This window comes from Pseudomonas sp. GW821-FHT05D12, from assembly GCF_059419825.1.
The window spans coordinates 398,418-417,100 of record NZ_JBWKSN010000005.1 but is presented as its reverse complement, the minus strand read 5'-3'; the positions used below and the strand labels follow the sequence as shown (position 1 = coordinate 417,100).

The window sequence follows — 18,683 nt, the reverse complement described above, 5'->3', positions numbered from 1 at the left end:
CGGCATTTTTTTGCCCGTGACACGACGATTCATTCACGGATGACAGGCTATATTCAGTCTAGCCGTGCAACCATGCCGGTACTGATACCTTGCCTACTCATCGCCAATCTGAAACGGATGCCTTCGTCGTCATGAGCCAACAGCCTTTTCTGCCATTTTCCAAACCTACCATTGATGAAGCCACCATCTCGGCGGTGGGCGACGTATTGCGCTCGGGCTGGATCACCAGCGGGCCAAAAGTGCAGGCATTCGAGGCGCAGCTGTCGGAATACTTTGGCGGTCGCCCGGTGCGTACGTTCAACTCGGGCACCTGCACCATGGAGATAGCCCTGCGCATCGCAGGCATCGGCCCAGGTGATGAAGTCATCACCACGCCGATCTCCTGGGTTGCCACGGCCAACGTGATCCTGGAAGTGGGCGCCACGCCGGTGTTCGCCGACATCGACCCGGTCACTCGCAATATCGACCTGGCCCAGGTCGAAGCAGCGATTACCCCGCGTACCAAGGCGATCATCCCGGTGTACCTCGCCGGTCTGCCGCTGGATATGCCGATGCTCTATGCCCTGGCTAACAAGTACAACTTGCGCATCATTGAAGACGCGGCCCAGGCGCTGGGTTCCAGCTGGGATGGCGAGCGCATTGGGGCCACGGGTGACTTCGTGTCGTTCAGCTTCCAGGCCAACAAGAACATCACCTCTTCCGAGGGCGGTTGCCTGGTGCTGAATAACGCTGAAGAAGCGCGCCTGGCAGAAAAATATCGCCTGCAGGGCGTCACCCGCACGGGTTTCGACGGCCTGGATGTGGATGTGCTGGGCGGCAAGTTCAACATGACCGATATCGCCGCCGCCATCGGCTTGGGGCAGTTCGCGCATATCGAGAAAATCACCGCCCATCGCCAGAATCTGGCGCGACACTACTTCAAGTGCTTTGGCAGCGACTTCGAGGAAAAGTATGGCGCGCAATTGCCGCCGGCGGACTTCGAGAACAGTAACTGGCACCTGTTCCAGCTGGTGCTGCCGGAGCGTCAGGACGGCCTGCCCGCCCGCGCCACCTTCATGGAGCAGATGCAAGCCCATGGCGTCGGCATTGGCTATCACTACCCGCCGATCCACCTGCTGAGCCTGTATCGGGCGCAGGGATTCAAGGAAGGCATGTTTCCGGTAGCCGAGCGTGTGGGACGTTTGATCGTGTCGTTGCCGATGTTTACGGCGATGACAGAGGCAGATGTGGAGCGTTCGGTGGCAGCCGTCAAGGCAGTGCTGCAAGCCGGCTAGTCACAATCGACTGTGGGCGCTGGCTTGCCTGCGATTGCATCACCTGGGTATCACTGATACACCGAGGTGCCCGCATCGCAGGCAAGCCAGCGCCTACATGGTTTACTCGCCGATGGCAGCTTTGTAGCCGGCGGCGTCCAGCAGTTTTTCCAGGTCAGCCGGGTTGCTTGGCTTGAGCTTGAAGATCCACGCGCCATACGGGTCAGAGTTCAGCAGCTCAGGGCTACCACTCAGCTCTTCGTTGACGGCAATCACTTCGCCTGCCACCGGGGCATAGATATCCGAAGCGGCCTTGACCGACTCCACCACACCCGCCTGATCAGTCGCGCCAAACTGGGCGCCAACCTCGGCCAGCTCAACAAACACCACGTCCCCCAGCGCTTCCTGAGCGTGGTCGGAAATACCGACAGTCACCGTGCCGTCAGCTTCCAGACGAGCCCATTCGTGACTTTCAGCAAAACGCAGGTCGGCAGGGATATCGCTCATAATCTGTGTCCTCAAGAAGTAATGTCAGCGGCCTTTGGCCTGCCGGAAATAGTTAGATCAGGGTTTTGCCATGGCGCACGAAGGTCGGCTTGACCACTCGAACCGGGTACCACTTGCCGCGGATTTCCACTTCGGCCCGATCGGCTGTCGCCGTCGGTACACGCGCCAGGGCAATGGATTTGCTCAGCGTAGGAGAGAAACTACCACTGGTGATCTCTCCTTCGCCAACATTGGCGATACGAACCACCTGATGAGCGCGTAAAACCCCGCGCTCTTCAAGCACCAGCCCGACCAGTTTGAACTGCACACCCGCCGCCAGTTCAGCTTCCAGCGCGGCGCGCCCGATGAACTCGCGTTCGGCCGGCTCCCAGGCAATGCTCCAGGCCATGTTGGCCGCCAGCGGCGAAACGTCCTGGTGGATATCCTGGCCGTACAGGTTCATGCCGGCTTCCAGGCGCAGCGTATCGCGGGCGCCAAGGCCGATGGGTGAAATACCGGCACCCACCAGGTCATTGAAGAAGCCCGGGGCCTGATCGGCAGGCAGCACAATTTCCAGGCCGTCTTCACCGGTATAACCGGTGCGGGCGATAAACCAGTCGCCATCGGCCTGGCCTTCGAAGGGCTTGAGCTGGTGGATCAGGGTGGCGCGCGCCTGGGTCACCAGTTCGGCGATCTTCTGCCGGGCGTGCGGGCCTTGAATGGCCAGCATGGCCAACTCGGGGCGCTCATGCAGCTGCACCGGGTAGCTGCCCAACTGCGCCTGCATCCAGGCCATGTCCTGGTCGCGGGTGGCAGCATTGACCACCAGGCGATAGCCGGTTTCGGTACGGTAGACGATCATGTCGTCCACTACTCCGCCCTGCTCATTGAGCATGGCGCTGTAGAGCGCACGGCCGCAGCCATGCAAACGATCGACATCATTGGCCAGCAGGTGCTGGAGCCATTCCTTGGCCTGGGGGCCGGTGACATCGATCACGGTCATATGAGATACATCAAACACCCCGCAGTCGCGTCGCACCTGATGGTGTTCTTCAACTTGCGAGCCGTAGTGCAGAGGCATATCCCAACCGCCAAAATCGACCATTTTCGCGCCTAGGGCGAGATGCAGGTCATACAGAGGCGTACGCTGTCCCATGGGTTTCTCCTTCCGGGCGTGGCGAAGGTGCGCAGCGTTGCCGTCCGCGCTGGACACCTTGATTTACAAGGCCTGCAGCCACGCACAGCGACTCGATCCGAAAGACGGACCGCACCGAATGCCGCGCATTGTAGCCTCAAGCCGTAGGACTGGCACCTAACCGATTTGCCGGGCAGAGCGTCGGATCAGCCCGATCACCGGCAGCAAGCCCACCAACACCAGGGTCAAGGCCGGTAATGACGCCCGCGCCCACTCCCCTTCGCTGGTCATTTCGAAAATCCGCACGGCCAGAGTGTCCCAGCCAAAAGGCCGCATCAGCAGGGTTGCCGGCATTTCCTTGAGCACATCGACAAATACCAGCAGCGCCGCGCTCAATGTCCCGGGCAGCAACAGCGGCAGATACACTTTGCAAAACAGTCGTGGACCACTCACCCCGAGACTGCGAGCCGCCTCCGGCAGGGACGGGCGGATGCGTGCCAGGCTGTTTTCCAGCGGACCATAGGCCACCGCCAGGAAACGCACCAGATACGCCAGCACCAGCGCCGACAGGCTACCCAACAGCAAGGGCTTGCCCGCGCCGCCGAGCCATGCCGACAGCGGCACCACCAGCTCACGGTCCAGGTAACTGAACGCCAGCATGATCGACACAGCCAGCACCGAGCCCGGCAGGGCATAGCCGACGTTGGCCAGGCTGATGCCGGAGCGAATCGCCCGGGTCGGCGCCAGGCGGTTGGCGAACGCCAACAGCAACGCCACGCTGACGGTGATCAGCGCCGCGATGCCGCCCAGGTAGAGGGTATGCACGATCAGGCCTGAATAACGTTCATCCAGGTCGAAGCGGCCACGCTGCCAGAACCAGGCGACCAGTTGCAGCATCGGAATCACAAAGGCACAGGCAAACACCAGGCCACACCAACTGCTGGCCGCGACCGCCTTGAACCCTCGCAAGTGATACAGGGCTTTACCCCGTGGTCGTTCATTGCCTGGGCGGCTGGCACCCCGTGCGCGCCGCTCGCCATACAGCACCAGCATCACCACCAGCAGCAACAGGCTGGCCAGCTGCGCCGCGCTGGACAGACTGAAAAAGCCGTACCAAGTCTTGTAGATGGCGGTGGTGAAGGTGTCGAAGTTGAACACCGAGACCGCGCCGAAATCCGCCAGGGTCTCCATCAATGCCAGCGCCACACCCGCGCCAATCGCCGGCCGCGCCATGGGCAAAGCCACACGCCAGAACGCTTGCCAGGGCGACTGCCCCAGCACCCGCGCGGCTTCCATCAGGCCTTTGCCCTGGGCCAGAAACGCGGTGCGCGCCAGCAGGTACACGTAGGGATAGAACACCAGCACCAACACAATGATCACGCCGCTGGTTGATCGAACTCGCGGCAGGCGCAAGCCGGTGCCAAACCATTCGCGCAGAAGGGTTTGCACCGGGCCGGCGAAGTCCAACAAGCCGACGAACACAAACGCAAGCACATAGGCGGGAATGGCGAAGGGCAACATCAACGCCCAATCCAGCCAGCGCCTGCCGGGGAATTCGCAGAGGCTGGTCAGCCAGGCCAGGCTCACGCCCAACAGGGTGACGCCGACGCCAACCCCCAGCACCAGGGTCAGGGTGTTGCCCAAGAGGCGAGGCATCTGGGTTTCCCACAGATGGGACCAGATTTGCGCATCGATGCTTTGCCAGGACAGCAACAGTACGCTCAGCGGCAGCAGCACCAGGGCAGCGACGGTGAAGACCGGCAGGTACCAGCGGCGTTGGGCGGGGTGGGCCAAGGAGAAGCTCTCAGAAAAATAAAGATTTTGAAGGCGCCGCTAACCAATGTGGGAGCGGGCTTGCTCGCGAAAGCGGTGTATCAGTCACTCAGGTATCGACTGACACGGCGCTTTCGCGAGCAAGCCCGCTCCCACAATTAGATCGGCGGTGTCTTGAAAATTGTACTCAGTTCCAACCCGCCCGATCCATCAAACGAATCGCCTCGGCCTGGCGCTTGCCCGCGACTTCAACCGGCAAGGTGTCGGCGACGAACTTGCCCCAGGTCGACACTTCGGCCGACGGCGGTACCGCCGGGTTGGCCGGGAATTCCTGGTTTACATCGGCAAAGATCTTCTGCGCCTCAGGCGTGGTCATCCACTCCACCAAGGCCTTGGCGGCTTCCGGGTGTGGCGCGTTTTTGGTCAGGCCGATACCCGACAGGTTCACATGCACGCCACGGTCGCCCTGGTTTGGCCAGAACAGCTTCACCGCGAGCGCCGGGTTCTGCTTGTGCAGGCGGCCGTAATAGTAGGTGTTGACGATACCCACGTCGCACTGGCCGGCGTTGATCGCCTCCAGTACCGCGATGTCGTCCGAGAACACATCGGTGGACAGGTTGTTGACCCAGCCCTTGACGATTTCTTCGGTCTTGGCCGCACCATGGGTTTCGATCAGGGTCGCGGTCAGCGACTGGTTGTAGACCTTCTTCGCCGTGCGCAGGCACAGGCGGCCTTCCCATTGCTTGTCGGCCAAGGCCTCATAAGTGGTCAGGTCACCCGGTTTGACCCGGTCGGTTGAATAGGCAATGGTCCGCGCGCGCAGGCTCAAACCGGTCCAGGCGTGGTTTGAGGAGCGGTATTGCAGGGGGATGTTCTTGTCGATTACCGCGGAGGTGAACGGCTGCAGGATGCCCATTTGCTCGGCCTGCCAGAGGTTGCCGGCGTCGACGGTCAGCAACAGGTCGGCGGTGGCGTTCTCGCCCTCGGCCTTGATGCGCTGCATCAGCGGGGCTTCCTTGTCGGTAATGAACTTCACCTTTACACCGGTCTTCTGCGTGTAGGCGTCGAACACCGGCTTGATCAGTTCGTCAATGCGCGAGGAGTAGACCACGACTTCATCGGCGGCCTGCACGGTGGTGCTGCCGACAAGGGTGAGTGCCAGGGCAGTCAGGAGGCGCTTGGGTGCCAACATGGGTGCGGTCTCTCATTTGCAAAAAGAAGACAAATGATAAGGACTCACATTTAGTGGCGCTTGGCGGAGGCGTTACCAGATGTTGCACGAGGCTCGCCTCATCGCCGGCAAGCCGGCGCCTACACAGGTCGCGTTGAGCTCATGGCTTGGCCAGTTCCGGGAGATCGCCGGTCAGGCCCAACGCCTGGCGCACAAACACCGCCTTGGCTTCCGGCATCTGGTCGACCAGCTTCAAGCCCGCATTGCGCAACCAGCGCAACGGCAGTTGGTCGGCCTGGAACAGGCGCTCAAAGCCCTCCATCGCCGCCATCAGTGCCAGGTTGTGGGGCATGCGCCGGCGTTCATAGCGGCTCAGCACTTTCACATCGGCCAGGCGCTCGCCGCGTTCGGTCGCCGACAACAGCACCTCGGCCAGCACCGCCGCGTCAAGAAAGCCCAGGTTCACGCCCTGCCCCGCCAACGGGTGGATCACGTGGGCCGCATCGCCGATCAGCGCCAGGCCTTCGGCCACATAGCGCTTGGCGTGACGCTGACGCAATGGCACGCAGACGCGCGGGTCGGCACTGATCACCGTGCCGAGTCGCCCCTCAAAGGCGCGCTCGAGTTCACGGCAAAAGCTTTCGTCATCCAGCGCCATCAGGCGTTCGGATTCTGCCGGTGTGGTCGACCAGACAATCGAGCACCAATCTTCCTGGCCATCGCGCGCCAGCGGCAAGAACGCCAGCGGGCCGGTGTCGGTAAAGCGTTGCCACGCCGTGCGCTGGTGCGGTTGGCTGCTGCGCACGCTGGTAACGATAGCGTTATGCAGGTAATCCCATTCGCGGGTCGCGGTGCCGGTCAGGCGGCGTACCGCGGAGTTGGCGCCATCGGCGGCCACCACCAGCGGCGCGCGCAGCTTGCGACCGTCGGCCAGGGTCAGCAGCCAGTCGTCGCCGGAGCGGCGCATCTGCTCCAGGCGCGCATTGGCCAACAGGCCCAGGTCGCAGTCGTGCAAGCGATCGAGCAAGGCATCCTGCACAACGCGGTTCTCGACGATGTGCCCGAGCACCTCGGCATGCACGCTGGCCGCCGAAAAGTGGATCTGCCCGGTGCCGCTGCCATCCCACACCTGCATCTCGCCGTAAGGGCTGGCACGTCGCGAGACGATGCCGTTCCACACACCCAGGCGTTCAAGGATGCGCTGGCTGGCGGTCGACAAGGCGCTCACCCGTGGCTCGAAGGCCGCTTCGGGGTCAAACGGCTTGACGCTCAGCGGGCTGCCATCCAGCAGCAGCACCTGCAGGCCACTGCCTTGCAACGCCAGCGCCAGGGCGCTTCCGACCATTCCGGCCCCGACAATCAGCACATCTGCGCGCATGTCCATGCTTTAAGCCTGTCTCGCTGGCGGCTTGCGCCGCACGTAAAGGGTTTTGTCGACCCGCGCCACCAGGGTGCCGGAGCCGTCATGAATCTGCACTTTGAGATGCGGCAGGTACTTCTCGCCACCCTCGGTCTGTCGACGAATCTCATCGAGCAAGGCGTCGTCGATGGAAAACTCGGCATACACCGGGCCCTTGCCTGGCGAGACAAAGTCGATGCTCGCGGCCTTGTCCCAGACGATATAGTCGCGGCCCAGGTTTTCCATCAACAGCAGCATGTAGAACGGGTCGACCATCGAATACAGGCTGCCGCCAAACTGCGTGCCCACGTAATTGCGGTTGTACCAGCCCAGGTCCATGCGCACCTTGGCATGCCGAAAGTCGGCACTGAGCACCTGCACACGCACGCCCGCGCCGAGGTACGGCGGGTACAGGGTCAAGAACCAGCGCAGCAGCCGCGCCTTGCCGACACGCCGGGTCAGCCAGCTACGCATTGGGACGCGTGCCCAGGCCCATGGCCTGACGGGCGAACCAGCGCTTGGCCGGGGGCAATAGGTCCAGCCCCAGCAGCCCCATATTGCGACCCAGCGCGACCAACGGTTGCGCACTGCCAAACAGCCGCGTGACCTGGTCGGAGAAGCCCACGGTCAGTTGCTGGTCGAGACGCTGGCGCTCGCGATAGCCTTGCAAGGTCGCCAGGTCACCCGGCACCGCCGGCCCGGCCAACAACGCCTCGGCCAAGGCATTCGCATCACGCAGGGACAGGTTGAACCCCTGCCCGGCAATCGGATGCAGGCTGTGGGCGGCGTTGCCGAGGATCGCCAGGTGCGAGCGCACTTGTTCTTCGGCTTCCACCAGGGTCAGCGGATACAGATGACGCGCACCCACTTGCTTCAGGGTACCCAGGCGGTAGCCGAACACACCCTGCAGTTCGCTCAGGAAACTGCGCTCATCAAGGTTGGCAAGGCGCTGTGCGTCCATGCCGATGCGGGTCCAGACCAGCGCGCAGCGGTTGTCCGGCAGCGGCAGCAAGGCCATCGGGCCTTCATCGGTAAAGCGCTCGAACGCTTCGCCGTTATGGGCTTCGCTCGGAGTGATGTTGGCGATCAGCGCGCTCTGGTTGTAGGGGCGGGTTTTCACGCCGATGCCCAGTTGCTCGCGCAAGCCGGAGCGGCCGCCATCGGCCAGCACCGCCAGGTCGCACTCAAGCACGGTTTCATCATTGAGGGTCAGGCGATAGCCATCCGGCAGCGGTTCCATGCGCGTGACTTCCGCCGGGCAGCGCCAGCTCACCACGTCTTTGTCCAGGCCCTGCCACAGGCATTGGCCCAGCCAGGCGTTTTCCACCACGTAGCCGAGGGCCGGGACCCCCTCCTCCATGGCGGACAGGCGTGCGGTGGAGAACCGCCCACGGTCCGACACATGAATCTGCTTGATCGGCTCGGCGCGGCGGGAAATGTCCTGCCAGATGCCCAGCCGCTGATAGATCTGCCGGGCCCCGAACGACAGCGCCGAAGAGCGCGCATCGTAGCTTGGCTGATAGCTGTCGCCCGGCGCGAAGGGTTCGATCAGCACGATCTTCCAGCCCCGCGCCTTGGCCCCGGCCTGCAATGCCAGCGCCAGGCTGGCACCCACCAGGCCGCCACCGATAATCGCCAGGTTGACCCGGCTCATCGGGCAGCCGCCATCAGTGCTTCAATCTCGGCGACAGCCTTGGGCACGCCGCCGGTCAGAATTTCACAGCCTTGCTTGGTCACCACCACGTCGTCCTCGATACGTACGCCAATGCCACGCCATTTCTTCGCCACGGCCTGGTTATCCGGTGAAATATAGATGCCCGGTTCCACGGTCAACGCCATGCCGACTTCCAGCACGCGCCACTCGCCGCCCACCTTGTACTCGCCCACGTCATGCACATCCATGCCCAGCCAGTGGCCGGCGCGGTGCATATAGAACGGTTTGTAGGCTTCGCTGGCGATCAGTTCGTCGACGTCACCCTGCAGCAGTCCCAGCTTTACCAGCCCCGCGGTGATGACTTGCACCGTTGCCTCATGGGCCTGGTTCCAGTGTTTATTTGGCGCGATCTCGGCAAAGGCGGCTTCCTGGGAAGCCAGCACAATCTCGTAGATTGCCCTCTGTTCCGGGGAAAACTTGCCATTGACCGGCCAGGTGCGCGTGATGTCGCTGGCGTAGCAATCGATCTCGCAACCGGCATCGATCAGCACCAGGTCGCCGTCCTTGAGCACCGCATCATTCTGCTGGTAATGCAGGATGCAGCTGTTGCGCCCGGCGGCGACGATGGAGCCATAGGCCGGCATCTTCGCGCCGCCCTTGCGAAATTCGTAATCCAGCTCGGCTTCCAGGCTGAACTCGTGCAGGCCGGCGCGGCTGGCTTGCATCGCCTTCACGTGGGCGGCGCAGGAGATTCGCGCGGCCTCGCGCATCACCTTCACTTCTGCCGCCGATTTATACAGGCGCATGTCGTGCAGCAGATGATCCAGGGCAACAAACTCGTTCGGCGGCTGGGCGCCCAGGTGCGCTTTAGAGCGGATCACGTTGATCCACTCCATCAGGTGCCGGTCGAATTCGGCATTGCTGCCCATGGCCGAGTACACCCGGTCGCGACCTTCGATCAGGCCGGGCAGAATGTCGTCGATATCGGTGATGGGGAAAGCATCGTCGGCGCCGAAGTCACGCACCGCGCCTTCGGTGCCGGCGCGCAGGCCGTCCCACAGTTCGCGTTCGGCATTGCGTTCGCGGCAGAACAGCACGTACTCGCCATGCTGGCGACCGGGCATCAGCACGATCACCGCTTCGGGCTCGGGAAAACCGCTGAGGTACTGGAAGTCGCTGTCCTGGCGATAGACATGCTCGACATCGCGATTGCGAATGGCCACGGCGGCGGCCGGCAGGATCGCGATGCTGTTGGGTTCCATCTGCGCCATGAGCGCCTTGCGGCGCCGGGTGTATTCCGCTTTGGGGATATGGATCATGGGCAGAGGGGTGTCCTTTCTTAGTGCAGCGACGGCTTGGGGGCGGCCGGTTCAGCGGACTTCTTGGTCTCGGTGAACAGCAGCAGCGGCGCGACGCGCAGGTATTCCATGACTTCCATGTAGTCGCTTTCGCCGTCTTCGGACTCTTCCAGGGCGTCTTGCACCTGGGAGATGGCCGCCAGGTCCTGCAGCACTTCCTGGGCATCGGTGCTCAGGTCCAGGCCGCCGGCATTCACGCCGAAGCCGTGCAGGAAACCCTGGCACCATTGGCCCAGTGCGGCAGCACGGTCGGCGAGTGGCGCGTCATCGGTCGGCAGCAGCAGGACCACGGTGACGTCATCACCGGTCAGTTCGCCCTTGACCATCTCTTGCAGGCCGATCAGCGCGTTACGCACGTTTTCGGTCGGTTCGGTTTCCAGCAGCTCGGCCACGTCGGCCAGCCAGTTGTCGGCATCGAAGCCCACGCCGGTGCAGCTGCGACCGAGCAACACGCCGTGCAGTTCGGCAGGCGAGCAAGGGTGGCCGCTGGAGCTCAGCAGTTTGGAAAAAGCGTCGTACGGGGAGTTCTGAATGGGCATGGTGAGCTAGGCGCCAGACGGCGCAATGTCTAGAATGGAGCGCTGTATCCTAGCACCGGCAGACGTACCAAGACTATCAAGGGCGTCAGATCGTTTATCCTGCAGTTGCCATTCATCAGACAAATCCAGTGGAACCCAATGGAAGACACCGACCTGCAAGCGCTGATGGCCAGACTCGAATTGCTAATTACTCGGGTCGAGCAACTTAAGAGTCAAAACGGACTCCTATTAGCTCAGGAAAAGACCTGGCGCGAGGAACGCGCTCACCTCATTGAAAAAAACGAAATCGCCCGGCGTAAGGTCGAATCGATGATTTCGCGCCTGAAGGCCCTGGAGCAAGACTCATGAGTTCAAGCAATAGCGTCACCGTGCAGATCCTCGACAAAGAGTATTCGATCATCTGCCCGCAGGAAGAGCGCAACAACCTGGTGAGCGCCGCCCGCTACCTGGACGGCAAGATGCGTGAGATCCGCAGCAGCGGCAAAGTCATCGGCGCCGATCGCATCGCCGTGATGGCCGCGCTGAACATCACCCACGATTTGCTGCATAAGCAGGAACGCCCTGATGTGCAGGCCAGCGGCTCGACGCGCGAGCAGGTGCGTGACCTGCTGGAACGTGTTGATCTGGTGCTTTCCAGCGATTCAGACGCACCCAAGGGCTGATTGCCGAGACGGTTTAGGGTATACTCGCCCCACTCCCTGGCGTGTTTGCCAGTCGGCGATGTCCCTGAGCCGATTCGCACTACCCTGGAAGTTGCACGTTGGGCTGGTGTGCATGTCCGCTAGACGGAAAGCCTTAAAGCCTACTGCTTCTTCCACCTTGAACTTTCGGGTTCAAGGGCTAAGTCGACAGCGGCTCTGTCGGGGAGCCTGAATTCCAAAATCAATGCCAGTCCCAGGACTGGCATTGTTTTATGAGCCGAAAAACCATGACCGAACCTGCGCCGCTTTCCCGTCCGCAACTTCGACGCATGTTGCGCAACGCCCGCCGCGCCCTCACGCCGAGCGAGCAGCGCCGGGCCGCCCAAGGCCTGTATCGGCAACTGGCACAGCACCCGCTGTTTCGCCGGGCCAAACATATTTCCTTGTACCTGCCGACGGACGGTGAAATCGATCCGCGCCCGCTGCTGCGTGCCGCACAGCGCCGGGGCAAGGCCACGTACCTGCCGGTGCTCAGCGCCTGGCCACGGACCAAGATGGTGTTCCAGCGCGTGCGGCCTGGGGAGAAACTCTTGCCCAACCGTTTTCGCATCCTTGAGCCCCGGGTCAATATCAGCCGGCAACGCAAGGTCTGGGCGCTGGACCTGGTGCTGCTGCCGTTGGTGGGATTCGACGACGCGGGCGGACGCCTGGGCATGGGCGGCGGTTTCTATGACCGCAGCCTGGCCTATCTGGCTCGTCGCCAAAGCTGGCGCAAGCCGACGCTGCTGGGCCTGGCCCATGAATGTCAGAAAGTCGAACGACTGGTGCAGGCGAGCTGGGACGTGCCGTTGGCGGGCACTGTCAGTGACAAGGGATGGTATATCGCACAGGCGCCACTGGAGTCAGCGGCGCCTTGAAAGAAGGGTTAACGCTTGAACGGCTGTGGCTGCTGTTGAGCCAGTTCAACGGGAGCATCGGTCTTGTTCGACCACAGGCTTTGCGCATACCCGGTGGTCACGACACCCAGACCAAACAAAATCACCAAAATCCATAGTAAATCCGGTTTACGTTGCATCGATTGCCCCCCTTCAGGCACCTCGTACACGATGACAACAACGTTCCAAAGTAGTCCGTTGCAGCTGCGTCAAGCTTAAAATCCCGGCATTCTGCGTTAACGTGAACCAACACGCAAACCTTGGCGCCAACCGACTGTCGGTTTGTCATGGAATTGCCTGACAACTTTCCCAATGCCTGTTTCAGGAGCCCAAAAATGGCCTACTGGCTGATGAAATCCGAGCCCGACGAACTCTCCATCAAAGGCCTGGAAAAGCTTGGCGAAGCCCGCTGGGACGGGGTGCGCAACTACCAGGCGAGAAATTTCCTGCGCGCCATGGCGGTGGGTGACCAATTTTTCTTCTACCACTCCAGTTGCCCCGAGCCAGGCATCGCCGGCATCGGCAAAATCGTCGCGGCGGCGTACCCGGATCCCACCGCACTGGAACCCGACAGCCACTATTTCGACGCCAAGGCCAGCGCCGAGAAAAATCCGTGGAGTGCGATCAACGTCGCCCATGTCGAAACGTTTGCCAACGTGCTGGGCCTTGGCTACTTGAAGCAACAGGCCGCACTTGCCGAACTGCCGCTGGTGCAAAAAGGCAGCCGCCTCTCGGTGATGCCGGTCACTGCCGAGCAATGGTCGGCGATAATCGCACTGCGCTGATAGAGCAGAACCCTGCGGTCACGCTCCCGGCGCATGCATCTGCACGGTAACCGGGTTAGGCTTGCGCTTCATTTGACCGGTATCAAGGCCCGCTGAGGCAACACCGGTCAAACTAGGACGCTAACGCCGCAGGATGCACCCATGTCGACGAACCCCCGCACCTCCCAGCTATTTGCCACGCTGCTGATCCTGTTACTGGTCGCCGCCGGCGGCTTCGGTTACTGGAAGTCCACCCAGGACCGCCTGCCCGAAGGCCTGAGCATGGGTAACGGCCGCCTGGAATCCACTGAAGTGCAGATCGCCGCAAAGATCCCCGGGCGCCTCGCCGAAGTGCGGGTGGATGAAGGCGACAAAGTGCTCAAGGGCCAACTGCTGGCCCGCATGGACACCCGCACCCTGGAGGCCCAGCGCGCCCAGGCCGAAGCCGAGGTGCTGCGCGCCAGGGAAAACTTCGCCGCCGCCGAGGCCAATGTGCAACTGCGCCAGAGCGAGCAATTGCTCGCCAACCAGGAACTCAAGCGGACCCAGGAGTTGTACAAGCGCGGCTTCGCCAGCAGCCAGTTGATCGATCAACAGCAGGCACGCCAGAACACCGGCAATGCCGCCGTGATTGCCGCGCAAGCCCAGGTCAATTCGGTGAAAGCCGCGATTGGCGCCGCCCAGGCCCAGGTCGCCCAGCTCACCAGCGAAATCGATGACAGCAGCCTGCGCGCGCCCATCGACGGGATTATCCAGCTGCGCCTGGCCGAGCCCGGTGAAGTGCTTGGCGCCGGGGGGCGCGTGCTGTTGTTGATCGATCCGCAGGACCAGTACATGAACCTCTACCTGCCCGCCTCCGTCACCGGTCGCCTGACCGTCGGCAGTGAGGCGCGCGTGCTGCTCGACGCCCTGCCCGATCAGCCGCTGCCGGCCAAGATCAGCTTTGTCGCGGCCAAATCCCAGTTCACCCCCAAGGAAGTCGAAACCCGCGACGAACGCCAGAAACTGGTGTTTCGCGTCAAACTGCGCCTGACCGAACCCAGCGCCGTGCCGCAAGCCAAGCCCGGCATGCCCGGCGCTGGCTATGTGCGTACGGCTGATATCGACTGGCCGGCCAACCTGCAATGACCGGCCTGGCGCTGCACGCGACCGGGATCAACCACCGCTACGGCAAACAACAGGCACTGCTGGACATCGCCTTCAGCCTGCCCGCGGGCACTCGCTGCGGGCTGATCGGCCCGGATGGCGCGGGCAAGTCGAGCCTGCTGGGGCTGATCGCCGGGGTCAAGAAATTGCAGGACGGCCAGTTGGAAGTGCTCGGCGGCTCCATCGCCGATCGTCGTCATCGCAACAGCCTCTACCCGCGCATCGCGTTCATGCCCCAGGGCCTGGGCGGCAACCTGTATCCCGAACTGTCGATCAGCGAGAACATTCGCTTCTTCGCGACACTGTTCGGCCTGTCGAAAGCCGATTGCGACCAGCGCATGCACAACCTGCTGCTGGCCACCGACCTCGCCCGTTTCGCCGAGCGCCCTGCCGGCAAGCTCTCCGGCGGGATGAAACAGAAGCTCGGCCTGTGCTGTGCGCTGATCCACGACCCGGACCTGTTGATCCTCGACGAACCCACCACCGGCGTCGACCCGCTGTCGCGCCGGCGCTTCTGGGAACTGGTGGAAACCGTGCGCAGCGAGCGCCCGCAACTGACATTGCTGGTGGCCACGGCCTACATGGAAGAGGCCGAGCAGTTCGAACATTGCCTGATGCTCGACCGTGGCAAGCTGATCGCCGATGGCCTGAGCCGGGACCTGGCGGCGACGACACCCAGCGGCAAACTGGATGAAGCCTTTACGCACTTCCAGGGCGACAGCGCCCACAACAACCAGCCACTGGTGATCCCGCCAAGGGAAAACGCTATCACTGATATCGCCATCGAAGCCCACGACCTGACCCTGCGCTTTGGGGATTTCACTGCGGTGAACAAGGTCAGCTTCGCGATTGGGCGGGGAGAGATTTTCGGCTTCCTCGGTTCCAACGGATGTGGCAAGACCACCACCATGAAAGTCCTCACCGGGCTGATGCCAGCCACTGAAGGCAGTGCCATGCTGCTGGGCAATCCGGTGAATGCCAAGGACCTGGCCACCCGCAAGCGTGTGGGCTTCATGTCGCAGAGTTTCTCGCTGTACGGCGAACTCAGCGTGCGCCAGAACCTGGTGTTGCACGCGCAATTGTTCGATCTGCCCAAGGCCGACAGCGGCCCGCGCATCGATGATCTGATCCAGCGCTTCGACCTCGGTGACGTCGCCGAGCAGCCGTCCGGGGAACTGCCTCTGGGCCTGCGCCAACGTTTGTCCTTGGCAGTGGCGGTGCTGCACCGCCCGGAAGTGCTGATCCTCGATGAGCCGACCTCGGGCGTCGACCCGGCAGCGCGGGATGATTTCTGGCGGCTGTTGGTCGAGCTGTCGCGCGAACAAGGCGTGACGATTTTCCTGTCCACCCACTTTATGAACGAAGCCCAACGCTGCGATCGCATCTCCTTGATGCATGCGGGCAAGGTGCTGGCCTGTGATACGCCGGACGCGCTGCAGCGGCAGTTCCACGGCGACACCTTGGAGGCCGCATTCGTCACCTGCCTGGAGCAAGCCCAGGGCGAAGCCGAACCCACTGCGCCCGCGCAAACCGTCAGCGAAACCAGCACGCCGCCGGTCAGCAAGCGCGGTTTCAGCCTCTCGCGTCTGTTGGCGGTGGCGAGCCGTGAAGGCAAGGAGCTGCTGCGCGACAAGGTGCGCATGGCGTTCGCCCTGCTTGGGGCGATGTTCATGATGGTGATCTTCGGCTACGGCATTTCCCTGGACGTGGAAAATCTCGCTTTCGCCGTCTACGACCAGGACCAGACGCCGCAAAGCCGCGCCTACCTGGAAGCCTTTCGCAGCTCGCGCTATTTCGCCGAACAACCCGCCATCCGCGACGCCACCGAGTTGCACCGGCGCCTGCAACGTTCGGAAATCAAACTGGCCCTGGAAATCCCGCCGGGTTTCGGGCGTGACCTCTACGCCGGTCGCCAACCCACGGTGGCTGCGTGGCTCGACGGTGGCATGCCGTTTCGGGCGGAAACCAGCCGTAACTACGTGGAAGCGGTGCACCAGGGCAATCTCCAGCAACTGGCCGAACTGAGCAGCCTGCCCCGCAGCAGCCAGGCTGCCGTCAAACTCGAAACGCGCTTTCGCTATAACCAGGACGTGGTCAGCGTGAATGCCATCGGTCCGGGAGTGATGGCACTGATCCTGGCGTTTATCCCGGCAATGCTCACCGCCCTGGGCATCGTGCGAGAGAAGGAACTGGGCTCGATCACCAACTTCTACGCCACACCGCTGACCCGCCTGGAATTCCTGCTCGGCAAACAGGCGCCGTACCTTGCGGTGAGCCTGGTCAACCTGGCGCTATTGGTGGCGATGAACCGCTGTCTGTTCGGCGTGCCATTCAAGGGCAGCGGCCTGACCCTGGCATTCGGCGGCCTGCTGTACGTGCTGGCCACCACCAGCATGGGCCTGCTGATTTCCGCATTCACCCGCACCCAGATCGCCGCGATCCTCGGCACCATGATCATCACCAGCCTGCCGACCATCCAGTTCTCCGGCCTGATCGTGCCGCGCTCATCCCTGGAAGGTGCGGCCGCCCTGATGGGCACGCTGTTTCCGGCCGGGCACTTCCTGGATATTGCCGTGGGCACCTTCACCAAAGCCCTCGACCTGCGCCAGTTATGGCCACAGTGCCTGGCGCTGTTCGGATTTTTCGTCGGGTTCACCGGGCTGAGCCTGGTCATGCTCAAGAAGCAGGAGGCCTGATGCACACGCTCTCTCACATCCTGCGCCTGGGCCTCAAGGAACTCACCAGCCTGCGTCATGACAGCGTGCTGCTGCTGTTTCTGTTCTACGCCTTTACCGTGGCCATCTACATGCCCGCCGCCGGCTCGGTGATTGGCGTGCACAACGCCAGCGTGGCATTTGTCGATGAAGACCACAGTGCACTTTCACGGCAGATGGCCGAAGCGCTGCAACCACCGGAGTTCCAGACGCCTGCGCCGCTGGCCTACGACCAGTTGGACAAGGTCATGGACAGCGGTGAATACACCTTCGTGATCAACGTGCCGGCAAACTTCCAGGCCGACCTGTTGGCCGGTCGCCAGCCAGGCGTGCAGGTGAATGTCGACGCCACGGCGATGAGCCAGGCATTCATGGGCGCGGGCTACATCGGGCGGATTTTCCAGCGCGAATTGCTCAACTACAGCGGTCAAACCGATGCTGCGAGCAAGACGCCCGCCCTGCTGACCACCCGGGCGCTGTTCAACACCAACCTGGAGGGCGGCTGGTTCCTGGCGGTGATCCAGATCGTCAACAACATCACCATCCTCGCCATCGTCCTGACCGGCACCGCGCTGCTGCGCGAGCGCGAGCACGGCACCCTTGATCACCTGCTGGTGCTGCCGCTGACGGCACTGGAAATCATGCTGGCGAAAATCTGGAGCAACATGCTGGTGGTGGTGCTGTGTACCTGGCTGTCGCTGGAGGTGGTGGTCAAAGGCTTGCTCGGCGTGCCGCTGGCCGGATCCCTGAGCCTGTTTCTGTTGGTGACGGCGCTGTACCTGTTTGCCAGCACCGCGCTGGGTATCTTCCTCGCCACCCTCGCCCGCTCGACACCACAGTTCGGCTTGCTGGCGATCCCGGTGATCATCCCGATGCTGTTGCTCTCCGGCGGTAGCACGCCGCTGGACAGCATGCCGGAATGGTTGCAGTGGGTGATGCAGGGCTCGCCCTCGACACACTTTGTGAGCCTGAGCGCGGCGATTCTGTTTCGGGATGCGGGGGTGAGCGTGGTGTGGCCTGACTTGTTGGCGCTGGCGGGGATTGGCTTGCTGTTTTTTGCGGTGGCGTTGGCCAGGTTCCGTAAAAGCCTGGCCTCCTAACGTCTATGAACCGGTTCTCGGCGAGCGGGCTTGTTGTGGCGAGCGGGCTTGCCCAGCGTTGGGCTGCGCAGCAGCCCTGATCAAGTTTCACATTTCTTCAGACAAACCGAGGCGTACGGTTTTGGGGCGGCTTCGCCACCCAACGCGGGGCAAGCCCGCTCGCCACGACAGGCCTGTTCTGCCGCGTTACTGGATGATCAGGTTGTTGAACAACAGGTCTTCCACCACCGGTTTGCCCGTCTCGTCGTTCATCACTTGCTGGGTCTGCTTGAGGGCTTCCTGGCGCAGCTTTTCCTTGCCCTCAATGGTGCTCATGGTCTCGCTGGTCTGCTGGGTGAACAGCGCTACCAACTGGTTACGGATCAACGCATCGTTGGCTTTGACCGCTGCGGCAGCCTCGGGGCCAGTGACGCGCAGGGCGATGTCGGCCTTGAATACCTTGAGTTTCGCCGTGCCGTCCAGGCCGTAGTTGCCCACGAACGGCGGGCTCAGGCTGATATAGCTGACCTTCGGCGCCTCGCCTTCTTTGGCTTCTTCGGCCTGCGCTGCCATCGGCAAGGTCAGGGCCAGCATCAACAGGATCCACGCTTTCACAGTTCATTCCTCAAATTCGGT

19 protein-coding genes and 1 other RNA gene are annotated in these 18,683 nt (G+C 62.5%); 9 read left to right on the top strand and 11 right to left on the bottom strand.

Going from position 1 to position 18,683, the window contains the following annotated elements; all coding sequences use genetic code 11:
- Nucleotides 1–131: 131 nt before the first annotated feature.
- Entirely contained in the window at nucleotides 132–1,274 is a 1,143-nt protein-coding gene (locus AC07SI_RS12230; protein WP_065902328.1) for a DegT/DnrJ/EryC1/StrS family aminotransferase, read from the top strand.
- Nucleotides 1,275–1,376: 102 nt separating this feature from the next.
- On the opposite strand, the gene gcvH is transcribed toward AC07SI_RS12230, so the two are convergent.
- From gcvH to AC07SI_RS12185, 9 genes are all read right to left on the bottom strand, one after another.
- Entirely contained in the window at nucleotides 1,377–1,760 is a 384-nt protein-coding gene (gcvH, locus tag AC07SI_RS12225) for a glycine cleavage system protein GcvH (RefSeq protein WP_065902330.1), read from the bottom strand.
- Nucleotides 1,761–1,812: 52 nt separating this feature from the next.
- The gene (gene gcvT / locus AC07SI_RS12220) at nucleotides 1,813–2,895 is read right to left on the bottom strand and encodes a glycine cleavage system aminomethyltransferase GcvT (protein ID WP_106802342.1); all 1,083 of its coding nucleotides are present in this window, start codon (nucleotides 2,893–2,895) and stop codon (nucleotides 1,813–1,815) included.
- Nucleotides 2,896–3,051: 156 nt separating this feature from the next.
- Nucleotides 3,052–4,668, bottom strand: a complete 1,617-nt coding sequence (locus tag AC07SI_RS12215; protein WP_106802341.1) for an ABC transporter permease — start codon at nucleotides 4,666–4,668, stop codon at nucleotides 3,052–3,054.
- A gap of 166 nt (nucleotides 4,669–4,834) precedes the next feature.
- Complete coding sequence (locus tag AC07SI_RS12210) at nucleotides 4,835–5,839, bottom strand: extracellular solute-binding protein (protein ID WP_495005792.1); 1,005 nt, start codon at nucleotides 5,837–5,839, stop codon at nucleotides 4,835–4,837.
- A gap of 139 nt (nucleotides 5,840–5,978) precedes the next feature.
- Nucleotides 5,979–7,196 (bottom strand): 2-octaprenyl-3-methyl-6-methoxy-1,4-benzoquinol hydroxylase, encoded by a 1,218-nt coding sequence (locus AC07SI_RS12205; protein ID WP_201146458.1) that lies wholly within the window; start codon nucleotides 7,194–7,196, stop codon nucleotides 5,979–5,981.
- Between the two features lie 9 nt (nucleotides 7,197–7,205).
- On the bottom strand, nucleotides 7,206–7,691 hold the full coding sequence (locus AC07SI_RS12200; protein ID WP_495005791.1) for a DUF4442 domain-containing protein: 486 nt from the start codon (nucleotides 7,689–7,691) through the stop codon (nucleotides 7,206–7,208).
- Nucleotides 7,684–8,871 carry a 2-octaprenyl-6-methoxyphenyl hydroxylase gene (ubiH, locus tag AC07SI_RS12195; protein WP_065902342.1) on the bottom strand — a complete coding sequence of 396 codons (1,188 nt, stop codon included), beginning with the start codon at nucleotides 8,869–8,871 and terminating at the stop codon, nucleotides 7,684–7,686. The genes AC07SI_RS12200 and ubiH overlap by 8 nt, the downstream gene beginning before the upstream one ends.
- A complete protein-coding gene (gene pepP, locus AC07SI_RS12190) occupies nucleotides 8,868–10,190 on the bottom strand; it encodes a Xaa-Pro aminopeptidase (protein WP_065902344.1) in 1,323 nt (440 codons plus the stop codon). Before pepP ends, ubiH begins: the two co-directional genes overlap by 4 nt.
- 20 nt (nucleotides 10,191–10,210) lie before the next feature.
- Nucleotides 10,211–10,768 carry a YecA/YgfB family protein gene (locus AC07SI_RS12185; protein ID WP_065902346.1) on the bottom strand — a complete coding sequence of 186 codons (558 nt, stop codon included), beginning with the start codon at nucleotides 10,766–10,768 and terminating at the stop codon, nucleotides 10,211–10,213.
- A 138-nt stretch (nucleotides 10,769–10,906) separates the two neighbouring features.
- Here AC07SI_RS12185 and AC07SI_RS12180 point away from each other — a divergent pair, with 138 nt between their 5' ends.
- The 4 genes from AC07SI_RS12180 (at nucleotide 10,907) to AC07SI_RS12165 (ending at nucleotide 12,326) form a co-directional block, all read left to right on the top strand.
- On the top strand, nucleotides 10,907–11,116 hold the full coding sequence (locus AC07SI_RS12180; RefSeq protein WP_007982902.1) for a TIGR02449 family protein: 210 nt from the start codon (nucleotides 10,907–10,909) through the stop codon (nucleotides 11,114–11,116).
- The gene (locus AC07SI_RS12175) at nucleotides 11,113–11,430 is read left to right on the top strand and encodes a cell division protein ZapA (RefSeq protein ID WP_003176812.1); all 318 of its coding nucleotides are present in this window, start codon (nucleotides 11,113–11,115) and stop codon (nucleotides 11,428–11,430) included. Before AC07SI_RS12180 ends, AC07SI_RS12175 begins: the two co-directional genes overlap by 4 nt.
- A 30-nt stretch (nucleotides 11,431–11,460) precedes the next feature.
- Nucleotides 11,461–11,639, top strand: a non-coding RNA gene (ssrS, locus tag AC07SI_RS12170) — 6S RNA.
- A 57-nt stretch (nucleotides 11,640–11,696) separates the two neighbouring features.
- Nucleotides 11,697–12,326 (top strand): 5-formyltetrahydrofolate cyclo-ligase, encoded by a 630-nt coding sequence (locus tag AC07SI_RS12165; RefSeq protein WP_201146459.1) that lies wholly within the window; start codon nucleotides 11,697–11,699, stop codon nucleotides 12,324–12,326.
- Nucleotides 12,327–12,334: 8 nt separating this feature from the next.
- On the opposite strand, the gene AC07SI_RS12160 is transcribed toward AC07SI_RS12165, so the two are convergent.
- Nucleotides 12,335–12,484 (bottom strand): hypothetical protein, encoded by a 150-nt coding sequence (locus AC07SI_RS12160; RefSeq protein ID WP_010207387.1) that lies wholly within the window; start codon nucleotides 12,482–12,484, stop codon nucleotides 12,335–12,337.
- 195 nt (nucleotides 12,485–12,679) lie between these two features.
- On the opposite strand from AC07SI_RS12160, the gene AC07SI_RS12155 reads away from it, so the two are divergent.
- From AC07SI_RS12155 to AC07SI_RS12140, 4 genes are all read left to right on the top strand, one after another.
- Nucleotides 12,680–13,129, top strand: coding sequence for an EVE domain-containing protein (locus AC07SI_RS12155; protein WP_495005790.1), 450 nt, complete (start codon nucleotides 12,680–12,682; stop codon nucleotides 13,127–13,129).
- A gap of 141 nt (nucleotides 13,130–13,270) precedes the next feature.
- Nucleotides 13,271–14,236: an HlyD family secretion protein gene (locus tag AC07SI_RS12150; protein WP_495005789.1), complete on the top strand. Its 966-nt coding sequence runs from the start codon at nucleotides 13,271–13,273 to the stop codon at nucleotides 14,234–14,236.
- A complete protein-coding gene (gene rbbA, locus AC07SI_RS12145) occupies nucleotides 14,233–16,950 on the top strand; it encodes a ribosome-associated ATPase/putative transporter RbbA (protein WP_495005788.1) in 2,718 nt (905 codons plus the stop codon). Before AC07SI_RS12150 ends, rbbA begins: the two co-directional genes overlap by 4 nt.
- Nucleotides 16,950–18,068 carry an ABC transporter permease gene (locus tag AC07SI_RS12140; protein WP_065902356.1) on the top strand — a complete coding sequence of 373 codons (1,119 nt, stop codon included), beginning with the start codon at nucleotides 16,950–16,952 and terminating at the stop codon, nucleotides 18,066–18,068. The genes rbbA and AC07SI_RS12140 overlap by 1 nt, the downstream gene beginning before the upstream one ends.
- A 186-nt stretch (nucleotides 18,069–18,254) precedes the next feature.
- Here AC07SI_RS12140 and AC07SI_RS12135 read toward each other — a convergent pair whose 3' ends face one another.
- Nucleotides 18,255–18,662 carry a flagellar basal body-associated protein FliL gene (locus tag AC07SI_RS12135; protein ID WP_065902358.1) on the bottom strand — a complete coding sequence of 136 codons (408 nt, stop codon included), beginning with the start codon at nucleotides 18,660–18,662 and terminating at the stop codon, nucleotides 18,255–18,257.
- Between the last annotated feature and the right edge of the window lie 21 nt (nucleotides 18,663–18,683).

Bases quoted from the DNA above. Each gene is read 5' to 3' on its own strand.
- AC07SI_RS12185 (WP_065902346.1), bottom strand. From the start codon at position 10,768: ATGCCCATTCAGAACTCCCCGTACGACGCTTTTTCCAAACTGCTGAGC.
- AC07SI_RS12205 (WP_201146458.1), bottom strand. From the start codon at position 7,196: ATGCGCGCAGATGTGCTGATTGTCGGGGCCGGAATGGTCGGAAGCGCC.
- AC07SI_RS12180 (WP_007982902.1), top strand. From the start codon at position 10,907: ATGGAAGACACCGACCTGCAAGCGCTGATGGCCAGACTCGAATTGCTA.
- AC07SI_RS12175 (WP_003176812.1), top strand. From the start codon at position 11,113: ATGAGTTCAAGCAATAGCGTCACCGTGCAGATCCTCGACAAAGAGTAT.
- AC07SI_RS12140 (WP_065902356.1), top strand. From the start codon at position 16,950: ATGCACACGCTCTCTCACATCCTGCGCCTGGGCCTCAAGGAACTCACC.
- AC07SI_RS12155 (WP_495005790.1), top strand. From the start codon at position 12,680: ATGGCCTACTGGCTGATGAAATCCGAGCCCGACGAACTCTCCATCAAA.
- AC07SI_RS12160 (WP_010207387.1), bottom strand. From the start codon at position 12,484: ATGCAACGTAAACCGGATTTACTATGGATTTTGGTGATTTTGTTTGGT.
- AC07SI_RS12150 (WP_495005789.1), top strand. From the start codon at position 13,271: ATGTCGACGAACCCCCGCACCTCCCAGCTATTTGCCACGCTGCTGATC.
- pepP (WP_065902344.1), bottom strand. From the start codon at position 10,190: ATGATCCATATCCCCAAAGCGGAATACACCCGGCGCCGCAAGGCGCTC.
- ubiH (WP_065902342.1), bottom strand. From the start codon at position 8,871: ATGAGCCGGGTCAACCTGGCGATTATCGGTGGCGGCCTGGTGGGTGCC.
- AC07SI_RS12200 (WP_495005791.1), bottom strand. From the start codon at position 7,691: ATGCGTAGCTGGCTGACCCGGCGTGTCGGCAAGGCGCGGCTGCTGCGC.
- gcvT (WP_106802342.1), bottom strand. From the start codon at position 2,895: ATGGGACAGCGTACGCCTCTGTATGACCTGCATCTCGCCCTAGGCGCG.
- AC07SI_RS12210 (WP_495005792.1), bottom strand. From the start codon at position 5,839: ATGTTGGCACCCAAGCGCCTCCTGACTGCCCTGGCACTCACCCTTGTC.
- AC07SI_RS12230 (WP_065902328.1), top strand. From the start codon at position 132: ATGAGCCAACAGCCTTTTCTGCCATTTTCCAAACCTACCATTGATGAA.
- gcvH (WP_065902330.1), bottom strand. From the start codon at position 1,760: ATGAGCGATATCCCTGCCGACCTGCGTTTTGCTGAAAGTCACGAATGG.
- AC07SI_RS12165 (WP_201146459.1), top strand. From the start codon at position 11,697: ATGACCGAACCTGCGCCGCTTTCCCGTCCGCAACTTCGACGCATGTTG.
- rbbA (WP_495005788.1), top strand. From the start codon at position 14,233: ATGACCGGCCTGGCGCTGCACGCGACCGGGATCAACCACCGCTACGGC.